Raw genomic sequence first — 18,509 nt, 5'->3', positions numbered from 1 at the left:
ATGCCTGACATTCGCGTAAAAATCTGCGGCCTGCGCAGCCTTGATGACGTGGCGACCGTCGCCGCAACCAAAGCCGCCTATGCGGGCTTTGTGTTCTTCCCGAAATCGCCGCGCCATCTGACGATCCCGCAGGCCCGCGAGTTGACGCTGGCCGCCCCAGTTGGCCTTGCCAAAGTCGCCCTTGTGGTTGATGCCGATGATGCGCTGCTGGATGCCATAGTTGACGCGATGCCCTTGGATATGCTGCAACTTCACGGCCATGAGACGCCCGAGCGTGTCGCCGAAATCCGCGCCCGCTACGGGCTGCCGGTGATGAAAGCCATCGGCGTTGCAGATGAAGGCGATCTCGCGGCCCTGATGGAATATTCGCTTGTCGCCGATCAGATTCTGGTCGATGCCAAGCCGCCGAAAAACGCCGCCCTGCCCGGTGGCAATGGCCTCAGCTTTGATTGGCGTCTGGTCGCTCAACGCCGCTGGCTGAAGCCATGGATGCTTGCAGGCGGTCTGACCCCGCACAACGTCGCAGAAGCGATCCGGCTGACCAACGCGCGGCAAGTTGATGTCTCTTCCGGCGTCGAATCCAGTCATGGCGTCAAAGATCCGGCGAAAATCAAAGCCTTTGTCGAAGCCGCCACTCAGGACGGCCCGCCCATCCTGCGCTAAACACCTGCGCAGCACGTTCCGACCTCACTCCGCTCGCTGCCCTGCATCATTTCACACTGGCTCAAATATTCCCGCCGGAGGCTTCCGCAATGCCCGCCTACATCACGCTTGGCACCAATGACCCCGCCGCCGCCCATGCGTTCTACGACGCAGTGCTGAAAACCATCGGCTGGGCCGTGCAATCCGACTTTCCCGGCGGTTGGCGTGCCTATTCCGAAGCGGGGCGCAGTGATGGTTTCAAGTTCTGGGTCTGCCCGCCGTTCGATGGTGAAGCGGCGAGCACCGGTAACGGCATCATGCTTGGTCTGCCTGCCCGCAGCCGTGCCGAGGTCGATGCGTTCCATGCCACGGCCATGGCGATGGGGGCCACAGACGAAGGCGCGCCGGGGATCCGCGAAATCTACAGCCCGACGTGGTATGCGGCCTATCTGCGCGACCCCAGCGGCAACAAGATCGCGGTGTACTGCGAGGACGAGCAACAGGTTTGAAAGGGGCGCAATGGCCCCTTGCCCAGTCAACAGGTTTGGCGACAGGTTGGTATCAGAACGCCTTAAACGTCATCGTCGTCAAAGTCCGCACGATGCCCGGAATATCGAACAGCTTTTCCGACAAGTAATGCCCGACATCGGCATCATCGGGGATGTAGATTTTTCCCATCAGATCATATTCACCGCTGGTCGAGTACAGTTCAGACACCACCTCGCGGTCATAGATCGCGGTGGCGACCTCGTAAGTCTTGCCGGGGGTGCAGCGGAATTGAACGAAAACGCAGATCATGTGAGCCTCATCAAGTTTGCCTCACCCTAACCGACGCCCCGGCAGAGTCTAGTCGTCGCCCTGCACAGACAGCGTCAGTGGCACCGAAGCAGGCCGCAAATCCTCGACCGTCAGCCCCTCCAACGGCCGCGCCAGCCGGTTTCGCACCACCCACATCAAGCGTTTTTCAGCCCGCGTGATCGCCACATAAGCCAGCCGTTTCCAAAGCGGCACGCCCGCCTCAGATCGCCCCGCCGCCGCCGCCGCATAAAGATCCGGCGCAAAAACCTGCACCGTTTCCCATTGCGAGCCCTGCGCCTTGTGGATCGTCACCGCGGCCCCGTGCAGAAACGCCGCCCCCATCGTGGCCGCACTGGCAATAAACGGCTCATCCTCATCCGGGCGTTCAATCTTGATGATGGCGGCTGCGGAAACCTGCGGATCCTCGGCCCCCACCACATGAATCTTTGCAAACCCCGCGCGATTGCCGGGGCCAAGGTAGATCACCTGCGCGCCCTTGATCAGCCCGCGCGCCTCTAGATCAATGCGCTTTTTGCGGTGTTTCAAGGGCAACTCGATCCCGTCGCAAATCAAAGGCTCGCCCGGCAACAGTTGATCATCTGGCGCTCCATGCGCCGCCCTGAACGCGGTGATCAACCGGATCCGCGTCGCGTTGCGCCACACGAGCACCGGGCTGCGCGCCATCAGATCAGCATCGACCCGCTCGGCCCAGACCACGCGCTCATCTTTCTTGGACGCCGCCTCGACCATCCGCTCAAACTCGTCAAAGCCAAGGTCAGGATCGCCCAAAGCATGCGCAAGGTCCAAGATCGGATTGTCTTGCGCCTGACGGTGGATGCGCGACAGCACCAGCTTGCGACCCTCGCCCAAGCGGTCAAACACCATCTCGCCCGACAACCCCACCGGAGCCAACTGGGCAGGATCGCCGAACAGCACGAGGGTCGAGAAAATCTCGCGCAGATCGGTCAGCGCGCGTTCGTCCAACATCGAGGATTCGTCGACAAAGCCGATATCAAGCGGCTCTTCCCGCCGCTTCCAGCCCTTGATGAAATCACTGCCGCGCAACCCGGCCGCAGCCAAGGCACCGGGGATTGAGGCCACGGTTTGATAAAACGCATGCGCGCGGTCCAGCGCGAGATCGGTCAACCCTTCAACCACAGGGCGCGGGCCTTGGCCGGTCAGCCATTCGGCGATCTTTTCGTATTGCGGATCATAAACCGGAGTATACAGAATCCGGTGGATCGTCGTCGCGGGCACCCCGCGCATCCGCAGCACGGAAGCCGCCTTGTTGGTCGGGGCCAAAATCGCCAATGAGCGACGATCTTTGCGCTTTTTCGGTTCGTAATCGCCCGAGACCAGATCAACCCCTGCCGCCAGCAAAGCTTTGTAGAGGCTGGCGAGCAGCATGGTTTTGCCCGAACCGGCCTTGCCGACCACCGCCAGCACGCTTGACTTATCCTCGGGGCGTGGCTCTAGGCCGCCATTGTCCAGATCGACGCCCATGCTGAACAATTCCGCCGAAACGCGGTCGTAGGCTTCGGCCTGATCGTCGGAAAAGGTCAGTTTTACGGGGGCAAGTTCGGTCATGGCGCGACCATATCCAAGGTTGCCGCCAAGGGCCAGACCCGAAGCCCTGCGCGCAAACCAAGTGCCGTCGCGCGGGGCATCGAGCCCCTTGCAACGGCGCTGCCGGGGATCGGATTGGGCGCATGATATTGGTGGGTGGTTGGGGAGGGGGCCAGCCCCCCGCTGAGCGCCCCCCGGAGTATTTGAGCCAATGTGAATTGCTATAGGGCAGCATTATGCGCTGTGAGATTCTGTCCCAGCGGGGACAGACTTGTGGAAAATGACTAGAGATAGGGTCATTTTCCACAAGATATAGTGGTTTTTGTCACATCACGCCAAATCCGCTGCACTGAATCAGCGGTTCAGACTGGCATCCAGCGTGTCTTCAAAGGTGCGCAGGCCGGTGCGTGTGGCTTGCACCAGCACCGCCATATTGCCGGGTTTGTGCTTGTTGCTGCGCATCAGCATATGTGCGGCGGGGATTTCCGACCATGGGAAGACTTCGGACATGCAAGGATCAAGGCGGCGTTCGACCATCAGCTTGTTGGCAGCTGCCGCCTGTTTCAGATGCGCGAAATGGCTGCCTTGCAGGCGCTTTTGGTGCATCCACATGTAGCGCACGTCGAAGGTGCAGTTGAAGCCAGACGTGCCTGCACAAATCACCACCATGCCGCCTTTTTTGCACACCAGCGAGCTGACCGGGAAGGTCGCCTCGCCCGGATGTTCAAACACCATATCGACGCTGACGCCTTTGCCGGTGATGTCCCAGATTGCCTTGCCAAAACGGCGCGCTTCTTTCAGCCAGTCGTTGTATTCGGGCGTGTTCACGGTGGGCAACTGGCCCCAGCATTTGAAATCCTTGCGGTTGATCACGCCTTTGGCGCCAAGGCCCATCACGAAATCGCGCTTGTCTTCTTCGGAAATCACCCCGATCGCATTGGCGCCTGCGGTGTTGATCAACTGGATCGCGTAAGAGCCAAGCCCGCCCGAGGCGCCCCAGACCAGCACATTCTGCCCCGGTTTCAGATCATGCGGTTCGTGACCGAACAGCATGCGGTAGGCGGTGGCGAGCGTGAGGGTGTAGCAGGCGGATTCTTCCCAAGTGAGATGCTTGGGGCGTGGCATCAACTGCTGGGCCTGCACGCGGGTGAATTGCGAAAAGCTGCCGTCAGGAGTCTCGTAGCCCCAAATGCGCTGGCTGGGCGAGAACATTGGATCGCCGCCGTTACATTCTTCGTCGTCGCCGTCGTCTTGGTTGCAATGCACGACAACCTCGTCGCCGACCTTCCAGCGTTTGACCTTATCGCCCACCGCCCAGACGATGCCCGACGCATCCGAGCCTGCGATATGGAACGGCTGTTTATGGCCATCAAACGGGCTGATCGGCACGCCCAACGCCGCCCATACGCCATTGTAGTTCACGCCCGCCGCCATCACCAAGACCAGCACTTCATTGCTGTCGAGCGCCCAGGTATCGACCACCTCGACCTGCATCGCGGTATCGGGTTCGCCATGGCGTTCGCGCCGGATCGACCAGGCATACATTTTCGCCGGAACATGGCCGAGCGGGGGCATTTCGCCAATCTCATACAGCTCTTTTACCGGAGCCTCGTAAGGGGTGATCGCCAAGCTTGTATCCAAAGCCATACTTGCCTCCAACAAATGCCGCGCCGCAGAATCGATGCGGGTTTCGCTATTGATAGCGAGGCATTGCGCAACTTTGCAATAGTCTTGCCGCTAATTATTGTAATTTTATGTCTGCCGCATCGCAGCGACGTCGCCAGACGGTTCAAGTCGTTGCAGCACGGGGGCCGCGTAGAAAGCGATAAGCGCCGCAGAGCCCGCCGTGATCTGCAGGTTTTCATTCACCAAGCCGCGCTTTTGGAGCGGTTTCAGCCCTTCATCCAAAGTCACCTCTGCGCCCTGCGGCGGCAATTTCTGCACCGCACCTTGCGCCGACAACCGCGCTTGCAGCGCTTGCACTTCGGCATGCAGGGCCGCGCGATCTGCGGGATTTGTCATCAAGGCGGCGGCGATCAAAGGCACGGGCAGCACAGGCACAACCTTGGTGATTTCGGCCATCAGATGCGCGCCCAATTCCTCTGTCGGGGTTTCGGGAGCCTCTGCCAGAAAGCGACGCAGCGAAACCGGCGGGCCGAAACCCGCCGCAGTCGTGCCAAAGCCGGTGAAGCGACCGCGCAGCTTGCGCCACAGGTTGCGCAGTAGAAAAGCCATAATCGCCAAAGGTTTGCCGCGAAATCTTCGCGTGCCTTGTGCGGCCGCTTCGGTCAAGATCCGGTCTTCCAGCACCCGATCATAGGCCAGCCCCACCGGCACAAACACCACATCGCGCCCGCCGGGCTGATAGGCCGAAACGATGTAGGACAAAAGCCCCATCTTTGCTGGCCCGACACGGCCATCGAGGGAAAGCCCGCCCTCGGGGAAAATCGCCTGCGTCGTGCCCTCGGCCGTCGCCATTTGCACATAGCGCGCCAGCACCCGCCGATACAGCGTGTTGCGGCTGCCGCGCCGGATGAAATAGGCCCCCATCGAGCGGATCAGCGCACTCAGCGGCCAGATCCGCGCCCATTCCCCCACCGCATAAGAGATCGCCGAGCGGTTCGCCACAAGCCAGGTGATCAGCACGTAATCCATGTTAGAGCGATGATTCATCACGAAAATCACCGTGGCTTTCGGGTCGATATGCGCCAAGGCCGCATCAACTTTGCCGATACGCACCCGGTAGGCCAAACGCGACAGCCCGCGCGCCAGCCGGATCGCAAAGCCGAAATACAGCGTCGCCGAAAAGCCCGGCACAATCTCGCGGGCGTAGCGGCGGGCCTCTTCAAACGCCACCGAGCCGGGTATGCCGGTTTCCGCTGCGTGATCGGCCACTGCCTCTAACACGCGGGGATCGTAGGATAATCGCACGATCATATCCTGACGCCGTGCCAGTTTGAAAAATTCTATCGGGCGATCAAGACGGCGGTTCAGCCGCGCCAAAGCCTTTTCCGCACGTTTGCGGAAAAACCAGCGCACCGAGGGGAACAGGAAATGCGAGGCGAATGTGATCGCCGCAAAGGCCACGATCAACACCAATAACCAAAAGGGCACCGCGACGGGGTCTGTCATGCCACAATATTGGCAGCCCGTCGCGCCGTTTCAAAGCCTTGATTTGATCGAAATTCACCGGGGTCGTGGCAAAGTCATTCGGTGTAATAGTAATCGCCGGTTTCGCAGACATTGACATTTGCCTTTTGCAGCACGGTGCCATCGGCGAACACCGCCTTGAAATCAAACACACAATAGCCGTAAGCGTTGTCGAAATGCAGCTTCATCGCGCCACCGCTCGCCAACGTCGATGCCCCCATCACATCGCGGCCCCACCGGGATGCGCCTGAATTGGTGGATTGAAACTTTACCAACGTAAGACCGGTATCGTTGTGGATACGCACGGTGCGGTCATAGGCGGCGGCCTGCAAAGTGGTCGCAACCAAAGCGACGGCGGCAAGGCTCAGGCGCAGGGGAGAGTTCAGCATGTTATCCTCGTTTCATGGGTTGGCCGGGTTGGCATGGCCTGACATTCGCCGAACGGCGGCTGCAATTCCAATGACAAGGGCTGTCATGTTGGGTTGGGGCGAAATTCGCGCAAAATTTGCCGCAACGCAGCGAATTGACACTGGCGATAAATTACGATTACTTCGCGCCTGACGCAATAATATTGCCGACACGATTCAGGAGGCCGAGATGGCGACGAAAGAAACCCCGTGGTTGTTCCGCACCTATGCAGGCCATTCGACCGCTGCCGCCTCGAACGCGCTCTATCGCAGCAATCTCGCCAAAGGGCAGACCGGGCTGTCGGTCGCCTTCGATCTGCCCACGCAAACTGGCTATGATTCCGATCATGAACTGGCGCGGGGCGAGGTTGGCAAAGTCGGCGTTCCGGTCAACCATCTGGGCGACATGCGGGCGCTGTTCCGGGATATCCCCTTGGAACAAATGAATACTTCCATGACGATCAACGCCACGGCGCCTTGGCTGCTGGCGCTTTACATCGCCGTGGCCGAGGAACAGGGGGCCAAGGTCGCCGCCCTGCAAGGCACCGTGCAGAACGACATCATCAAGGAATATTTGTCGCGTGGCACCTATATCGCGCCACCTGCGCCCAGCCTGCGGATGATCACCGATGTCGCGGCCTACACCCAAAAACACCTGCCGAAATGGAACCCGATGAACGTCTGTTCCTATCATCTGCAAGAGGCGGGGGCGACGCCGGAGCAGGAACTCGCCTTTGCACTGGCCACCGCCTGCGCCGTGCTGGATGATCTAAAAGGTAAAGTTTCAGCGGCTGATTTCCCGAATATGGTCGGCAGAATATCGTTTTTTGTCAACGCCGGCATCCGCTTTGTAACCGAGCTGTGCAAGATGCGCGCCTTTGTCGATCTGTGGGATGAGCTGTGCGAGACCCGCTATGGCATCACCGAGGCCAAATATCGCCGCTTTCGCTACGGCGTTCAGGTCAACTCTTTGGGCCTGACCGAGCAGCAGCCCGAAAACAACGTCTACCGCATCCTGATCGAGATGCTGGCTGTGACCTTGTCGAAAAAGGCCCGCGCCCGTGCCGTGCAACTGCCCGCCTGGAATGAGGCTTTGGGCCTGCCGCGACCTTGGGATCAGCAATGGTCTTTGCGCATGCAGCAAATCCTCGCCTACGAAACCGACCTCTTGGAATATGACGATCTGTTCGACGGAAATCCTGCGATTGATCGAAAGGTGGCGGCGCTTAAAGACGGCGCGCGGGCCGAGCTTGCGCAAATCGACGCGATGGGCGGTGCTGTCGCGGCCATCGACTACATGAAGGGCCGTCTGGTTGAGGCCAATGCCGAGCGGATTGCCAAAATTGAAAGCAAAGAAACCACCGTCGTCGGCGTCAACGCTTGGGTTGAAACCACGCAAAGCCCGCTGACTTCGGGCGATGGCGCGATCATGACCTCGGACCCGCATGCCGAGGCTGATCAGATTGACCGTCTGACCACATGGCGCGCCGCCCGCGACAAGGCGGCGGTGCAAACCGCGCTGACCGCGCTGCGCGAGGCGGCAAAGTCGGGCCAAAACATCATGCCCGCGTCGATTGCGGCGGCAAAAGCTGGGGTCACAACCGGCGAATGGGGGCAGATGCTGCGCAGCGCTTTCGGCGAATACCGCGCGCCAACCGGCGTTTCCCGCAACCCCTCGAACCGCACTGAAGGGTTGGAGCCGATCCGCGAAGCCGTGCAAACTCTATCCGCCAAACTTGGTCGCCCCTTGAAGTTTCTTGTTGGAAAACCGGGGCTTGATGGCCATTCCAACGGTGCCGAGCAAATAGCCGCCCGCGCCCGCGACTGCGGTATGGACATCCATTACGAGGGCATCCGCCTGACCCCGATTGAGATTGTCACCGCCGCCGTCGCCCAAAATGCTCATGTCATCGGCCTGTCGATCTTGTCCGGCAGCCACCTGCCCCTGATCCGCGACACGCTGGCGCAGATGCGCGAAGCCGGGCTGTCGCAGACCCCGCTGATCGTCGGCGGCATCATTCCCGAAGACGATGCGCAGGCCCTGCGTGCCATGGGGGTCGCCGCCGTCTATACCCCGAAGGATTTCGAGCTCAATCGCATCATGATGGATATTGTCACCCTCGTGGACACCCGCGCCACCGCCGCCTAAGGCTTTCCATGGCCACCAAAACAGCATAGCCTGCCGCAAAAGCGGAGCATGCCATGACCCATCATATCGGAGCCAAACCCGGCGAGATTGCCGAAACCGTGCTGCTGCCGGGCGATCCCTACCGCGCCCGCTGGGCTGCGCAGAAATATCTCGAAAACCCGGTGTTGGTGAACGAGGTGCGTGGCATGCTGGGCTATACTGGCACTTGGCGCGGCCACCGTGTGACCATCCATGGCTCGGGCATGGGGATGCCATCGCTTTCGATCTATGCCAATGAATTGATAAAGGATTATGGGGCGCAAACCCTGATCCGCATAGGCTCGGCGGGGGCCTTGCAGACCGATGTGAATGTGCGCGACGTGGTTTTGGCGCAGACCGCCAGCACCTGCGGCAGCCCGTCGCAAAGCCTGTTCCGCGAGCTGAATTTCGCCCCCTGTGCCGACTTTGGCCTGCTGACCGCCGCCCATAAAGCCGCGCTGAAAATTGGCGTGCCTGTGCATGTCGGCGGCATTTTCTCGTCTGATACCTTTTATGACGAGCGCCCCGATCTGAACGCGCAGCTGCAGCGCCACGGGACGCTTTGCGTCGAGATGGAGGCCGCGGAACTTTACATGCTCGCCGCCCGCTACAACCGCCGCGCGCTGGCGGTGCTGACGATTTCCGACCACATCCTGACGCAGGAAGCCCTGCCCGCAGACCAACGCGAAACCAGTTTCGGGGCGATGGTCGAGGTGGCGCTAGAGGCCGCTTTCGCTTAGATCCGCGCGGCCGCCATTTCAAGAAAGCGCGCGGCGCGCTGCACCGCCGAGCCTGCCCGCATCGGCCGCGCCGACCACAACCGCAAGCCGCGCGGCAGGGTTACGCGCTGCTGAAACGGCGCGACCAACGCTCCGGCGGCAAGATGCGTGGCGACCAAAGCCCGATGCGCCATCAGCACGCCCGCCCCACCCGCGGCCTCTTCCAGCGCCAGCGCATAAAGCGAAAACACCGGCCCGCGTGGGCTGAAATGCACCCCCGGCATCGCGGCATCGGCCCAGATCTGCCAATCTTGCGCCCAGCTTGCATCGGTCAGACATGTCACCGCTGACAGATCCTCGGGGCGGTGCAGTTTCGCAGCAAGTGCCGGGGAACACACAGGAAAAATCTCATCCGTTGCGATCATCTGACCGGTTTCGCCGTAGAACAGGCTAAGATCATAGGGCGTGCGCTTGAGGTTTGGCGGCGCTTCCATCGCGGTGATTGAAATTTCAATCTCGGGGGCAGCGGCGCGCAAAGCCGGCAGACGGGGCGACAGCCAAAGCTGCGCCAAAGCTGGCAAAGTCGCGATATGAACCACGCGCGGGGCGGCCTCGGCGCGCAGGATTTGCACCGCAGCCCCCAGCGCATCAAAGGCAGTGCTGAACTCTGGCACCGCCCGCGCTGCTGCTGCGGTCAGGCGCACGCCGCGCCCGTCGCGCTCAAACAAAGTAGCACCCAGAGCGGCCTCAAGTGTGCGTACATGCGCCGTCACTGCCCCCGGTGTTACCCCCAATTCAGCGGCGGCCAAAGCAAAGCTGCCCAACCGACCCGCTGCTTCAAAGGCGCGCAACGCAGACAGGGCAAGGTCTTTCGGGCGGGGGGGTGAAACAGCCATAATACCTCAGATTTTCTAGGCATATAATTTCTACGCTTATTTTTTATAACCCTAGTTTTCCGCAATTCTGATTTGCCCGCAACCCCTGTCTCTGGTCTGTTGTCCCAAAAGGAGAACATCATGCCCCATCTTTCCCACCGTCCTTGGGTTCCCGCGCAATGCGAGACCTTGATTCAACGCCTTGCCCAAGATGCGAACGCGCCCTCTGCACAGGTTGCGGACCGCATCGAAGCGCTGGTGCAGGCCAATGCCCAGATCCACGACCGCGATTGCTTCAACCTGAACCCCGCCACCAACATCATGAACCCCAAAGCCGAAGCGGTGCTGGCGCGCGGTCTCGGCAGCCGCCCTTCCTTGGGCTATCCGGGTGATAAATATGAGATGGGGCTGGAGGCGATTGAAGAAATCGAGGTCATCGCAGCAGAGCTTGCAGCGGAGATCTTCCAAGCGAAATACGCAGAAATCCGCGTCGGCTCGGGGGCTTTGGCCAACCTCTACGGCTTTATGGCGCTGACCAAACCGGGGGATGTGATCATCGCACCGCCTGCCACCATCGGCGGCCATGTCACCCATCACGCCGCCGGATGTGCTGGACTTTACGGGCTGATCACGCACCCTGCCCCGGTCAATGCTGACGGCTATACCATTGATCTGGTTGAACTTCGCACCCTTGCGCATCGGGTTAAGCCCAAGCTGATCACCGTCGGCGGCAGCCTTAATCTGTTCCCGCATCCTGTGGCTGAAATCCGTGCCATCGCTGACGAGGTCGGTGCGAAAGTGCTGTTTGATGCCGCGCATCAATGTGGCATCATTGCGGGCGGGCTTTGGGCCAACCCGCTGCATGAAGGCGCGCATCTGATGACGATGAGCACCTATAAATCGCTTGGCGGCCCGGCGGGTGGCTTGATCGTCACCAACGACGCCACGATTGCCGAGCGGCTGGATCACATCGCCTATCCCGGCATGACCGCGAATTTTGATGCCGCCAAATCCGCAGCCCTCGCACTGTCTCTGCTGGATTGGCGCGATTTTGGCGCAGATTACGCGCGGGCCATGGTCGATCTGGCGCAAGCCTTGGCGCAGGAACTGAACAAACTTGGCTTGCCGATCTTTGCGTTGAACAACGGCGGCACCAAAAGCCATCAGTTCGCCATCGAGGCGGCGGGTTTTGGCGGCGGCCAGACCGCATCGAAAACCCTGCGCAAGGCGGGCTTTCTTGCCTGTGGCATCGGCCTGCCGATTGCCGAAGTTGCCAATGATCTGAACGGCTTGCGCATTGGAACGCCCGAGTTGGTGCGCCGTGGCGTCACGCCCAAAGACGCCCCCGCCCTTGCGGCCTTGATTGCCGAGGCCCTGCGATCCAACGCGCCCGAAACACTTGCCGCGCGCACCAAAGCCCTGCGCGCGCAATTCCAGGGACTGCACTATATGCGGCCTTGACCTAACCGATTCGTGGGCGTCTATTGCGATCCCCCAAGCAGGAGACGCCCATGAAAACCCGCAATCTTGGCCAAAATGGCCCCAAAGTCTCGGCCATTGGCCTTGGTGCCATGTCTTTCGGCGGCATTTTTGGCGACACGACTGAGGCAGAAAGCCTGCAATGTCTGGATGCGATGCTGGATCACGGCATCGACTTTATCGACACTGCCAATATTTACGGCATGGGCGTTTCCGAGACCATCATCGGCAAATGGCTGGCGACGCGCCGACCGAACGTCACCATCGCCACCAAGGCCAGTTTTGTGGCTGTGCCGCAGCGCCACATCGACAACTCGGAATCGCATCTGCGCACCGCGCTGGAAGCCTCGCTGAAACGGCTTGGCCGCGATCATGTCGAACTGTTCTATATCCACCGCCGCGAACACGCCCGCCCCTTGGCCGAGGTGATCGGCACGCTGCAGCGCCTGATCGAGGAAGGCAAGATCGGCGGCTATGGCATGTCGGAAATCGCGCCCGACACCCTGCGCGCTGCCCATAAAATTCATCCCTGCATGGCGGTGCAGAATGAATATTCGCTGTGGAGCCGTCAGCCAGAATTGGGGGTGATCCAAGCCTGCAAAGCCTTGGGCGTGGCCTTCATCCCGTTTTCACCGCTGGCGCGCGGCATGCTGGGCGATACGCCACTTGCGCAACCGACTGATGGTTTTCGCGCGCAAAACCCACGTTTTACGGGTGAGAACTTTGTCGAAAACACCAAGACGATCAACGCTTTCCGTGCCTTTTGCGCCGCACGGGGCTGGAGAACCGCCGCCACAGCGCTTGCTTGGATCTTGGCGAAGGGCGAGCATCTGATTCCAATCCCCGGCACCCGCAAGGCGGAAAATCTTGCACATTGGGCGCAGGCGACCGAGATCACCCTGACCGCCGAAGACCATGCCGAAATCGACCGCATCCTGCCGCCGGGCTTTGCTGCGGGCGACCGCTACGGCGATCATCAACTGCTGGCGGTGGAGCGTTATTGTTAAGCCCGCCCCTGCACCCAAGCCACATCAGCTAGGGGGCGCGGCCCCGATCCCGCGCTTGGGATCGGCGGCTGCGATCAGAACCACGCGCCAGTGCCGGGCATCATCCAGCGGGCGATTTGGCTTTGGGTTAGCGACATCCCGCCCACCCTTAGGTCACGCGCAAGCACTGTCGGGGCAGCTTTCCCACGCCCGGATCACACAGCGCACCGCAGGCGGCGCATTTGTAGCTGCTGGGACCCAAGCGGCGATCCAAGCGCCAGCGGCAGGCGCGCGTCAGGGTTGAATTGCGGCGTGCCAGCCAGCCGTAGACGAACACTGACACGCCCAGAAGCAGCAAAAGCAAAGGCATGCGGCCTCCATTCTTTCATCTTGCCCAGCATGGCCTAAGCCGTCGCGCCCTGCAACAAGGCCGGCTCGGTCCGGATGCGATGGCTGGGGAACGGGATCGGCGCCACCCGGTTTTGCCGCGCGCGCGAATATTCCGCAGGCATCCGCAACACCGCATATTGCCGGCCGTCTTCGTCGTTGCGGTAGGTTTCGCCCAGCCGCGAGACTTCGTAGCCGATCTGACGCAACGCCCGCATCAGAGCCAGCGACGACAGGCAGATCAGCTCTTCGCCGCCCTGCGCTTGGGTGATGTCAACCAAGCCATCCACGATGGCCGTCAGACATTCGCTGCGCTCGGCCGCTGTGGTCAGCGCATCCGAAACCACCAGCCGCGTACATTCCCAGACATGCGGCGTCGCGATTTCAACCGACATCACATGCGATGGAATATGCGGAAGCTTGCCGGAATAGGCATCGCGCAGCATGTAGGTATGGCTGCCCCAAGTCGCGGTTGTCGGCATCGCCCGCGCGCCGCCCACAACCTGGCCGTGTTTCAGAACCAATGAGTAATGCGCCACTGGCGTATCATACTGGTCCATCTCAACCTTGGAATTATGCGGCACGTCCCAACCGAGTTGATCGACGAAGACTTGTTTTCGCAGCGCGAGAAAGTCGTAGAAAGCTGGGCCGTAGCGGTGAAAATCGGAAAAGTCGAAGCGGATATTGTCCATGGCAGTCCCCAAATCTTGCTGAATTGTTTCAGATATGGAGACAATATCCTGTAAGTTGCATTTAATCACGGCCCGCAAACGCAAGGCGACTAAATCTAATGTTAAAATTGTCGAAAAGAACAACAGCAGCCTAGAGAATCCGCCGTGCCGCCGCGATCGAGGCCGCTTGGGATTGCGTCCGCGCGCCCAGCTTACGCTTTACGTTGTTCAGGCGGGCCTTGACGGCGCTTTCCGAAATTCCCAGCCGCGCGGCAATTTGTTTCAGGCGCAGCCCCTCGGATTGCAGCTTGAGCGCCTCAACTTCGGCATTTGTCAGACTTTTCTCGTCCTCGGGGCCTGTGTGCAGCTGCTGCATGATTCGCACCAGCCCGCCGATTTCGGCATCTTCAAAGTCGCGGTCATCGCGGAAGAAAAGCCCGTAACTGCGGCGGCCCTTGTCTTGCGGTGCCATCACCGACACCGCGGCGCCGTGGCCCAGGCCGAACACCGCAGCATGCGCCCGCACCTGATGCGGGTCGCTGATCGTCATTTCTGAAAAGCGGATTCCGCCAACATTTCCATAGACCCAGCGCATTGCAGGGTCTTGCACAACTAGACCTTGGGTTGTGTAAAACTCCACCCAGATTTCGGGTAAGTTGTTCAACTCTTCCTCGGGGAAAGAAAAGCCAACCCGCAATGCCACATAAGAGCCTGCTGGCGCGATATGTTGTATCTGCTCTCTCATTGCCTGTAGAAGTGTCATATGCTCAAAACAGTTGCCGAACGCTTTACCAACTCATACCCTGATCGCGTAACTATTGCCCGGATAAATTGTATTGCGCAACAGATAGCATCCAAGGGGTGAGTTAACGTGCAGGATTTGACGAAAGTGGCTGCAGTTACTGGCTTACTCAACCAGTTGAGAGAGATTTGTGACAGCGGTTTTGCGCTGGCCATCCATATCCGCTACACGCGCCCGACGATTCTGTATAGGACTTACCAGCAGGCTTGGATTGACCATTACAGCGAGCGCGGCTTTATGCTTAGCGATCCGGTTGTGCACTGGGGGCTGACGCATGTTGGCGGAATCAAATGGGCCGAATTGAGTGATCAGGACGAGCAAGGCGTGCTGCCTGCCGCCATCGCGCATGGCCTGCACAATGGCTGGACCTATGCGGTCGGGCCGCAGACATCGCGCACCATTGCAGGCGTCACCAAATCCGGCGCTGATTTCACCGAAGCGCAGCGCGCCGAGATCATCAGGATCGTAGACGAGTTGCACGCGCTGACAGACGGCTTTGAAGCTTTTGCGCCCGAAACGCAGGCGGCATTGCTGGCGCTGACAGCGCACTGAGGGCAGCGCCCCATGCAAAAAGCGCGCCACAGCGACGCGCTTTTTCAGAGCTCTGCGGTTTCATAGCCGCGCGGTTTGGCGGTTAAACCACCCGCTCGACCATCATCTTTTTGATCTCGGCAATCGCTTTGGCCGGGTTCAGCCCCTTTGGGCAGGTCTTGGTGCAGTTCATGATCGTGTGGCAACGATACAATTTGAACGGGTCTTCCAGATCATCCAACCGCTCGCCCGTCGCCTCATCGCGGCTGTCGATGATCCAGCGATAAGCATGCAGCAAAGCCGCTGGCCCCAGATATTTATCGCTGTTCCACCAATAGCTTGGGCAAGAGGTGCTGCAACTTGCGCACATCACACATTCATAAAGCCCGTCGAGTTTCGAGCGATCCTCGATCGACTGCCGCCATTCTTTCGCGGGGCGGTTGGTCTTGGTTTCCAGCCACGGCATGATGCTGGCGTGCTGGGCGTAGAAATGCGTGAGGTCGGGGATCAGATCTTTCACCACCGGCATGTGCGGCAGCGGGTAGATTTTCACATCGCCGCGCACCTCGTCCAAGCCGTAAATACAGGCGAGCGTATTGATGCCGCCAATGTTCATCGCGCAAGATCCGCAAATCCCCTCGCGGCAGGACCGCCGAAAGGTCAGCGTCGGGTCGATCTCATTCTTGATCTTGATCAGCGCGTCCAGCACCATCGGGCCGCATTTGTCCATATCAAGGAAATAGGTGTCTACGCGGGGATTTTCGCCGTCATCTGGGCTCCAGCGATAGATGTGGAACTTGCGCACGTTTTTGCCATCCGGCTTTGGCCAAGTCTTGCCAGTGCGGATCTTCGAGTTTTTCGGCAGGGTGAACTGAACCATATCTCAGACTTTCCTTAACTTCCGCATCATCTATCTGGCGGGAATGCTGGTAAACGGACGCGATGGCATCTCACCCGAGCGGTGATAGACGCAATTCTGGTAAACTTGGTCAGGGTCTTTGCCCTGAATGTAGTCGCTGCTTATGGTGATTTCGCCAAAGCCATGCCTGCGGCCATCCGATCCGATGCCAACGCCCAGCTCGCCCCGTGGCTGCTGCGCCAGACGCGCGCGCTCAAAACAAGCGCGCTCGGCCTCTTCGCGGCTGATCGGCCCGCAGGCGATCATCGGCAAAAGCGCAAGCAAGGCAATGGCTTGGCGCATCGCTTAGCCTTTCAACGGCGGCACGCCATTGCGTGCAAAGCAGTCAGAAGCAACCGGACGTGTCGCCAGATTGCGGATGTTCTGCACCGTCAACGTGCCCGCTTCCACGCCGACATCGCGCGCCAAGGCCCGGGTTTCTTCGGGGTCGGCGGCATCCAGCACGCATTGCGTTGCGGCCTCGGCCACCGATCCCGGCAACTCGCGTGCCAGAACCGGGCGCACCACGGATTCCGCCGTGCGCCGCATCGCCTTATCGGCCAAAACCTGCGGATCGCAGGCCGCCAGTGCCATGATCATCAATGCCGCCCAAACCCGCATCAGAACTTCCTTTCAGCCGGTGCGATTTTCTTCAGCGAGATCCCACCATCGGCTTCCGCCGTCAGGGGTGCTGTATGCACCGGGCGATAGTCCAACCGAACCTGATTTCCGTCAACCCAAGCCAAAGTGTGCTTGCGCCAATCGGCGTCATTGCGCGTGGCGTAATCTTCATGCGCATGCGCACCCCGGCTTTCGGTGCGGGCATGCGCGCCCACGATCGTCGCCAGTGCGTTCGGCATAAGGTTCTGAAGTTCCAGCGTTTCCATCAAATCGCTGTTCCAGATCAACGAGCGGTCCGTGACCTTCACGTCGCCCATCCTGCCCGCAATCGCCGTCATCTTCTGCACGCCCTCGCCCAGCGTCTTGTCGGTGCGGAACACCGCTGCATCGGCCTGCATGGTCTTTTGCATTTCCAGACGCAGATCAGCCGTCGGCACCGATCCATTGGCGTGGCGGGTCGCGTCAAAGCGATCCAAGGCGCGGTCCACTTCGGCCTTGTTGACCTCTGCTGCGCGGTCTTTCGGGTTCACGATCTCGCCCGCGCGGATCGCGGCGGCGCGACCAAACACCACCAGATCAATCAGGCTGTTGGAGCCAAGACGGTTCGCGCCATGCACCGAGGCACAGCCCGCCTCGCCCACCGCCATCAGGCCCGGCACGGTGGCATCGGGGTTTTCATGCGTCGGATTCAGCACTTCGCCAAAGTAGTTGGTCGGAATCCCGCCCATGTTGTAATGCACCGTCGGCAGCACCGGGATGGGTTCTTTGTGCAGATCAACGCCCGCGAAAATCCGTGCGCTTTCCGAAATCCCCGGCAGCCGCAGCGCCAGCGTTTCGGGCGGCAGGTGGTTCAGGTGCAAATGGATGTGGTCCTTATGCTCGCCCACGCCACGGCCTTCCCGAATTTCCATCGTCATGCAGCGGCTGACATAATCGCGCGGGGCCAAGTCTTTGTAATGGGGCGCATAACGCTCCATAAACCGCTCACCTTCCGAGTTGGTCAGATAGCCGCCCTCGCCGCGCGCGCCTTCCGTGATCAGACAGCCAGAGCCGTAGATCCCGGTCGGGTGAAACTGCACAAACTCCATATCCTGCAACGGCAGCCCAGCGCGGGCCACCATGCCGCCGCCATCACCGGTGCAGGTGTGGGCCGAAGTCGCGCTGAAATACGCCCGACCATAGCCGCCCGTCGCCAGCACCGTCATCTTGGCGTTGAACACATGGATGGTGCCATCGTCCAGCTTCCACGCCACTACTCCGGTGCATTTGCCATCGGTCATGATCAGATCAATGGCGAAATATTCGATAAAGAATTCGGCATTATTCTTCAGGGATTGCCCGTAAAGCGTGTGCAAAATCGCGTGGCCGGTGCGGTCGGCTGCCGCACAGGTGCGCTGCACTGGCGGACCTTCTCCGTATTCGGTGGTATGGCCACCGAACGGGCGCTGGTAGATCTTGCCCTCTTCGGTGCGGCTGAAGGGAACACCGTAATGCTCCAGCTCGTAGACCGCTTTCGGGGCCTCGCGCGCAAGGTATTCCATCGCATCGGTGTCGCCCAGCCAGTCCGAGCCCTTCACCGTGTCATACATATGCCACTGCCAGCTGTCGGGGCCCATATTGCCCAAAGACGCGGCAATACCGCCCTGCGCGGCAACCGTGTGGCTGCGCGTCGGGAACACTTTGGTCACGCACGCGGTGCGCAAACCCTGTTCGGCCATGCCCAAGGTCGCGCGCAAACCAGCACCGCCAGCCCCCACCACAACCACATCATAGTCATGCACTTCATACGGATAAGCAGTCATGTCAGCCC

General features: G+C 60.3%; 20 protein-coding genes. 7 read left to right on the top strand and 13 right to left on the bottom strand.

The window, feature by feature from the left end:
- A complete protein-coding gene (locus tag QQJ98_RS15770; protein WP_284326318.1) occupies window positions 1-663 on the top strand; it encodes a phosphoribosylanthranilate isomerase in 663 nt (220 codons plus the stop codon).
- An 89-nt stretch (window positions 664-752) separates the two neighbouring features.
- Window positions 753-1,151 carry a VOC family protein gene (locus tag QQJ98_RS15765; RefSeq protein ID WP_284326317.1) on the top strand — a complete coding sequence of 133 codons (399 nt, stop codon included), beginning with the start codon at window positions 753-755 and terminating at the stop codon, window positions 1,149-1,151.
- 52 nt (window positions 1,152-1,203) lie between these two features.
- Here the strand turns inward: QQJ98_RS15765 and QQJ98_RS15760 are convergent, their stop codons facing one another.
- From QQJ98_RS15760 to QQJ98_RS15740, 5 genes are all read right to left on the bottom strand, one after another.
- Entirely contained in the window at window positions 1,204-1,440 is a 237-nt protein-coding gene (locus tag QQJ98_RS15760) for an Lrp/AsnC family transcriptional regulator (RefSeq protein ID WP_284326316.1), read from the bottom strand.
- 48 nt (window positions 1,441-1,488) lie between these two features.
- On the bottom strand, window positions 1,489-3,027 hold the full coding sequence (locus tag QQJ98_RS15755; protein WP_284326315.1) for an ATP-dependent DNA helicase: 1,539 nt from the start codon (window positions 3,025-3,027) through the stop codon (window positions 1,489-1,491).
- A gap of 333 nt (window positions 3,028-3,360) precedes the next feature.
- Window positions 3,361-4,653: a crotonyl-CoA carboxylase/reductase gene (gene ccrA, locus QQJ98_RS15750; protein WP_284326314.1), complete on the bottom strand. Its 1,293-nt coding sequence runs from the start codon at window positions 4,651-4,653 to the stop codon at window positions 3,361-3,363.
- A gap of 105 nt (window positions 4,654-4,758) precedes the next feature.
- A complete protein-coding gene (locus tag QQJ98_RS15745; RefSeq protein ID WP_284326313.1) occupies window positions 4,759-6,138 on the bottom strand; it encodes a 1-acyl-sn-glycerol-3-phosphate acyltransferase in 1,380 nt (459 codons plus the stop codon).
- 74 nt (window positions 6,139-6,212) lie between these two features.
- On the bottom strand, window positions 6,213-6,545 hold the full coding sequence (locus QQJ98_RS15740) for a hypothetical protein (protein ID WP_284326312.1): 333 nt from the start codon (window positions 6,543-6,545) through the stop codon (window positions 6,213-6,215).
- Window positions 6,546-6,753: 208 nt separating this feature from the next.
- Between QQJ98_RS15740 and QQJ98_RS15735 the strand changes: the two genes are divergently transcribed.
- Both QQJ98_RS15735 and deoD read left to right on the top strand, forming a co-directional pair.
- Entirely contained in the window at window positions 6,754-8,712 is a 1,959-nt protein-coding gene (locus QQJ98_RS15735) for a protein meaA (protein WP_284326311.1), read from the top strand.
- A gap of 53 nt (window positions 8,713-8,765) precedes the next feature.
- A complete protein-coding gene (gene deoD / locus QQJ98_RS15730; RefSeq protein ID WP_284326310.1) occupies window positions 8,766-9,470 on the top strand; it encodes a purine-nucleoside phosphorylase in 705 nt (234 codons plus the stop codon).
- Here the strand turns inward: deoD and QQJ98_RS15725 are convergent.
- Window positions 9,467-10,345, bottom strand: coding sequence for a LysR family transcriptional regulator (locus tag QQJ98_RS15725; protein ID WP_284326309.1), 879 nt, complete (start codon window positions 10,343-10,345; stop codon window positions 9,467-9,469). The two genes, deoD and QQJ98_RS15725, sit on opposite strands and share 4 nt — an antisense overlap.
- Window positions 10,346-10,465: 120 nt before the next feature.
- On the opposite strand from QQJ98_RS15725, the gene glyA reads away from it, so the two are divergent.
- Both glyA and QQJ98_RS15715 read left to right on the top strand, forming a co-directional pair.
- Window positions 10,466-11,785, top strand: coding sequence for a serine hydroxymethyltransferase (gene glyA / locus QQJ98_RS15720; RefSeq protein WP_284326308.1), 1,320 nt, complete (start codon window positions 10,466-10,468; stop codon window positions 11,783-11,785).
- 50 nt (window positions 11,786-11,835) lie between these two features.
- On the top strand, window positions 11,836-12,810 hold the full coding sequence (locus QQJ98_RS15715) for an aldo/keto reductase (RefSeq protein WP_284326307.1): 975 nt from the start codon (window positions 11,836-11,838) through the stop codon (window positions 12,808-12,810).
- A gap of 148 nt (window positions 12,811-12,958) precedes the next feature.
- Here the strand turns inward: QQJ98_RS15715 and QQJ98_RS15710 are convergent, their stop codons facing one another.
- The 3 genes from QQJ98_RS15710 to QQJ98_RS15700 all read right to left on the bottom strand — a co-directional run bounded on the left by QQJ98_RS15710 (window position 12,959) and on the right by QQJ98_RS15700 (window position 14,592).
- On the bottom strand, window positions 12,959-13,159 hold the full coding sequence (locus QQJ98_RS15710) for a hypothetical protein (protein ID WP_284326306.1): 201 nt from the start codon (window positions 13,157-13,159) through the stop codon (window positions 12,959-12,961).
- A gap of 34 nt (window positions 13,160-13,193) precedes the next feature.
- Window positions 13,194-13,868, bottom strand: coding sequence for an acyl-homoserine-lactone synthase (locus QQJ98_RS15705; RefSeq protein ID WP_284326305.1), 675 nt, complete (start codon window positions 13,866-13,868; stop codon window positions 13,194-13,196).
- A 130-nt stretch (window positions 13,869-13,998) separates the two neighbouring features.
- A complete protein-coding gene (locus tag QQJ98_RS15700) occupies window positions 13,999-14,592 on the bottom strand; it encodes a helix-turn-helix transcriptional regulator (RefSeq protein WP_284326304.1) in 594 nt (197 codons plus the stop codon).
- Between the two features lie 126 nt (window positions 14,593-14,718).
- Between QQJ98_RS15700 and QQJ98_RS15695 the strand changes: the two genes are divergently transcribed.
- The gene (locus QQJ98_RS15695; RefSeq protein WP_284326303.1) at window positions 14,719-15,201 is read left to right on the top strand and encodes an autoinducer binding domain-containing protein; all 483 of its coding nucleotides are present in this window, start codon (window positions 14,719-14,721) and stop codon (window positions 15,199-15,201) included.
- An 82-nt stretch (window positions 15,202-15,283) separates the two neighbouring features.
- Here the strand turns inward: QQJ98_RS15695 and QQJ98_RS15690 are convergent, their stop codons facing one another.
- The 4 genes from QQJ98_RS15690 to sdhA are packed head-to-tail and all read right to left on the bottom strand — an operon-like array spanning window position 15,284 to window position 18,501.
- The gene (locus tag QQJ98_RS15690) at window positions 15,284-16,060 is read right to left on the bottom strand and encodes a succinate dehydrogenase iron-sulfur subunit (RefSeq protein ID WP_284326302.1); all 777 of its coding nucleotides are present in this window, start codon (window positions 16,058-16,060) and stop codon (window positions 15,284-15,286) included.
- A gap of 30 nt (window positions 16,061-16,090) precedes the next feature.
- On the bottom strand, window positions 16,091-16,381 hold the full coding sequence (locus QQJ98_RS15685; RefSeq protein ID WP_284326301.1) for a hypothetical protein: 291 nt from the start codon (window positions 16,379-16,381) through the stop codon (window positions 16,091-16,093).
- Between the two features lie 3 nt (window positions 16,382-16,384).
- Entirely contained in the window at window positions 16,385-16,699 is a 315-nt protein-coding gene (locus QQJ98_RS15680) for a hypothetical protein (protein WP_284326300.1), read from the bottom strand.
- On the bottom strand, window positions 16,699-18,501 hold the full coding sequence (gene sdhA, locus QQJ98_RS15675; protein WP_284326299.1) for a succinate dehydrogenase flavoprotein subunit: 1,803 nt from the start codon (window positions 18,499-18,501) through the stop codon (window positions 16,699-16,701). Before sdhA ends, QQJ98_RS15680 begins: the two co-directional genes overlap by 1 nt.
- Between the last annotated feature and the right edge of the window lie 8 nt (window positions 18,502-18,509).

Origin of the sequence: Cypionkella aquatica (genome assembly GCF_030161095.1) — a bacterium.
Classification (GTDB): Bacteria; Pseudomonadota; Alphaproteobacteria; order Rhodobacterales; family Rhodobacteraceae; genus Cypionkella; species Cypionkella aquatica.
This window is presented reverse-complemented; position numbering and strand designations above follow the sequence as displayed.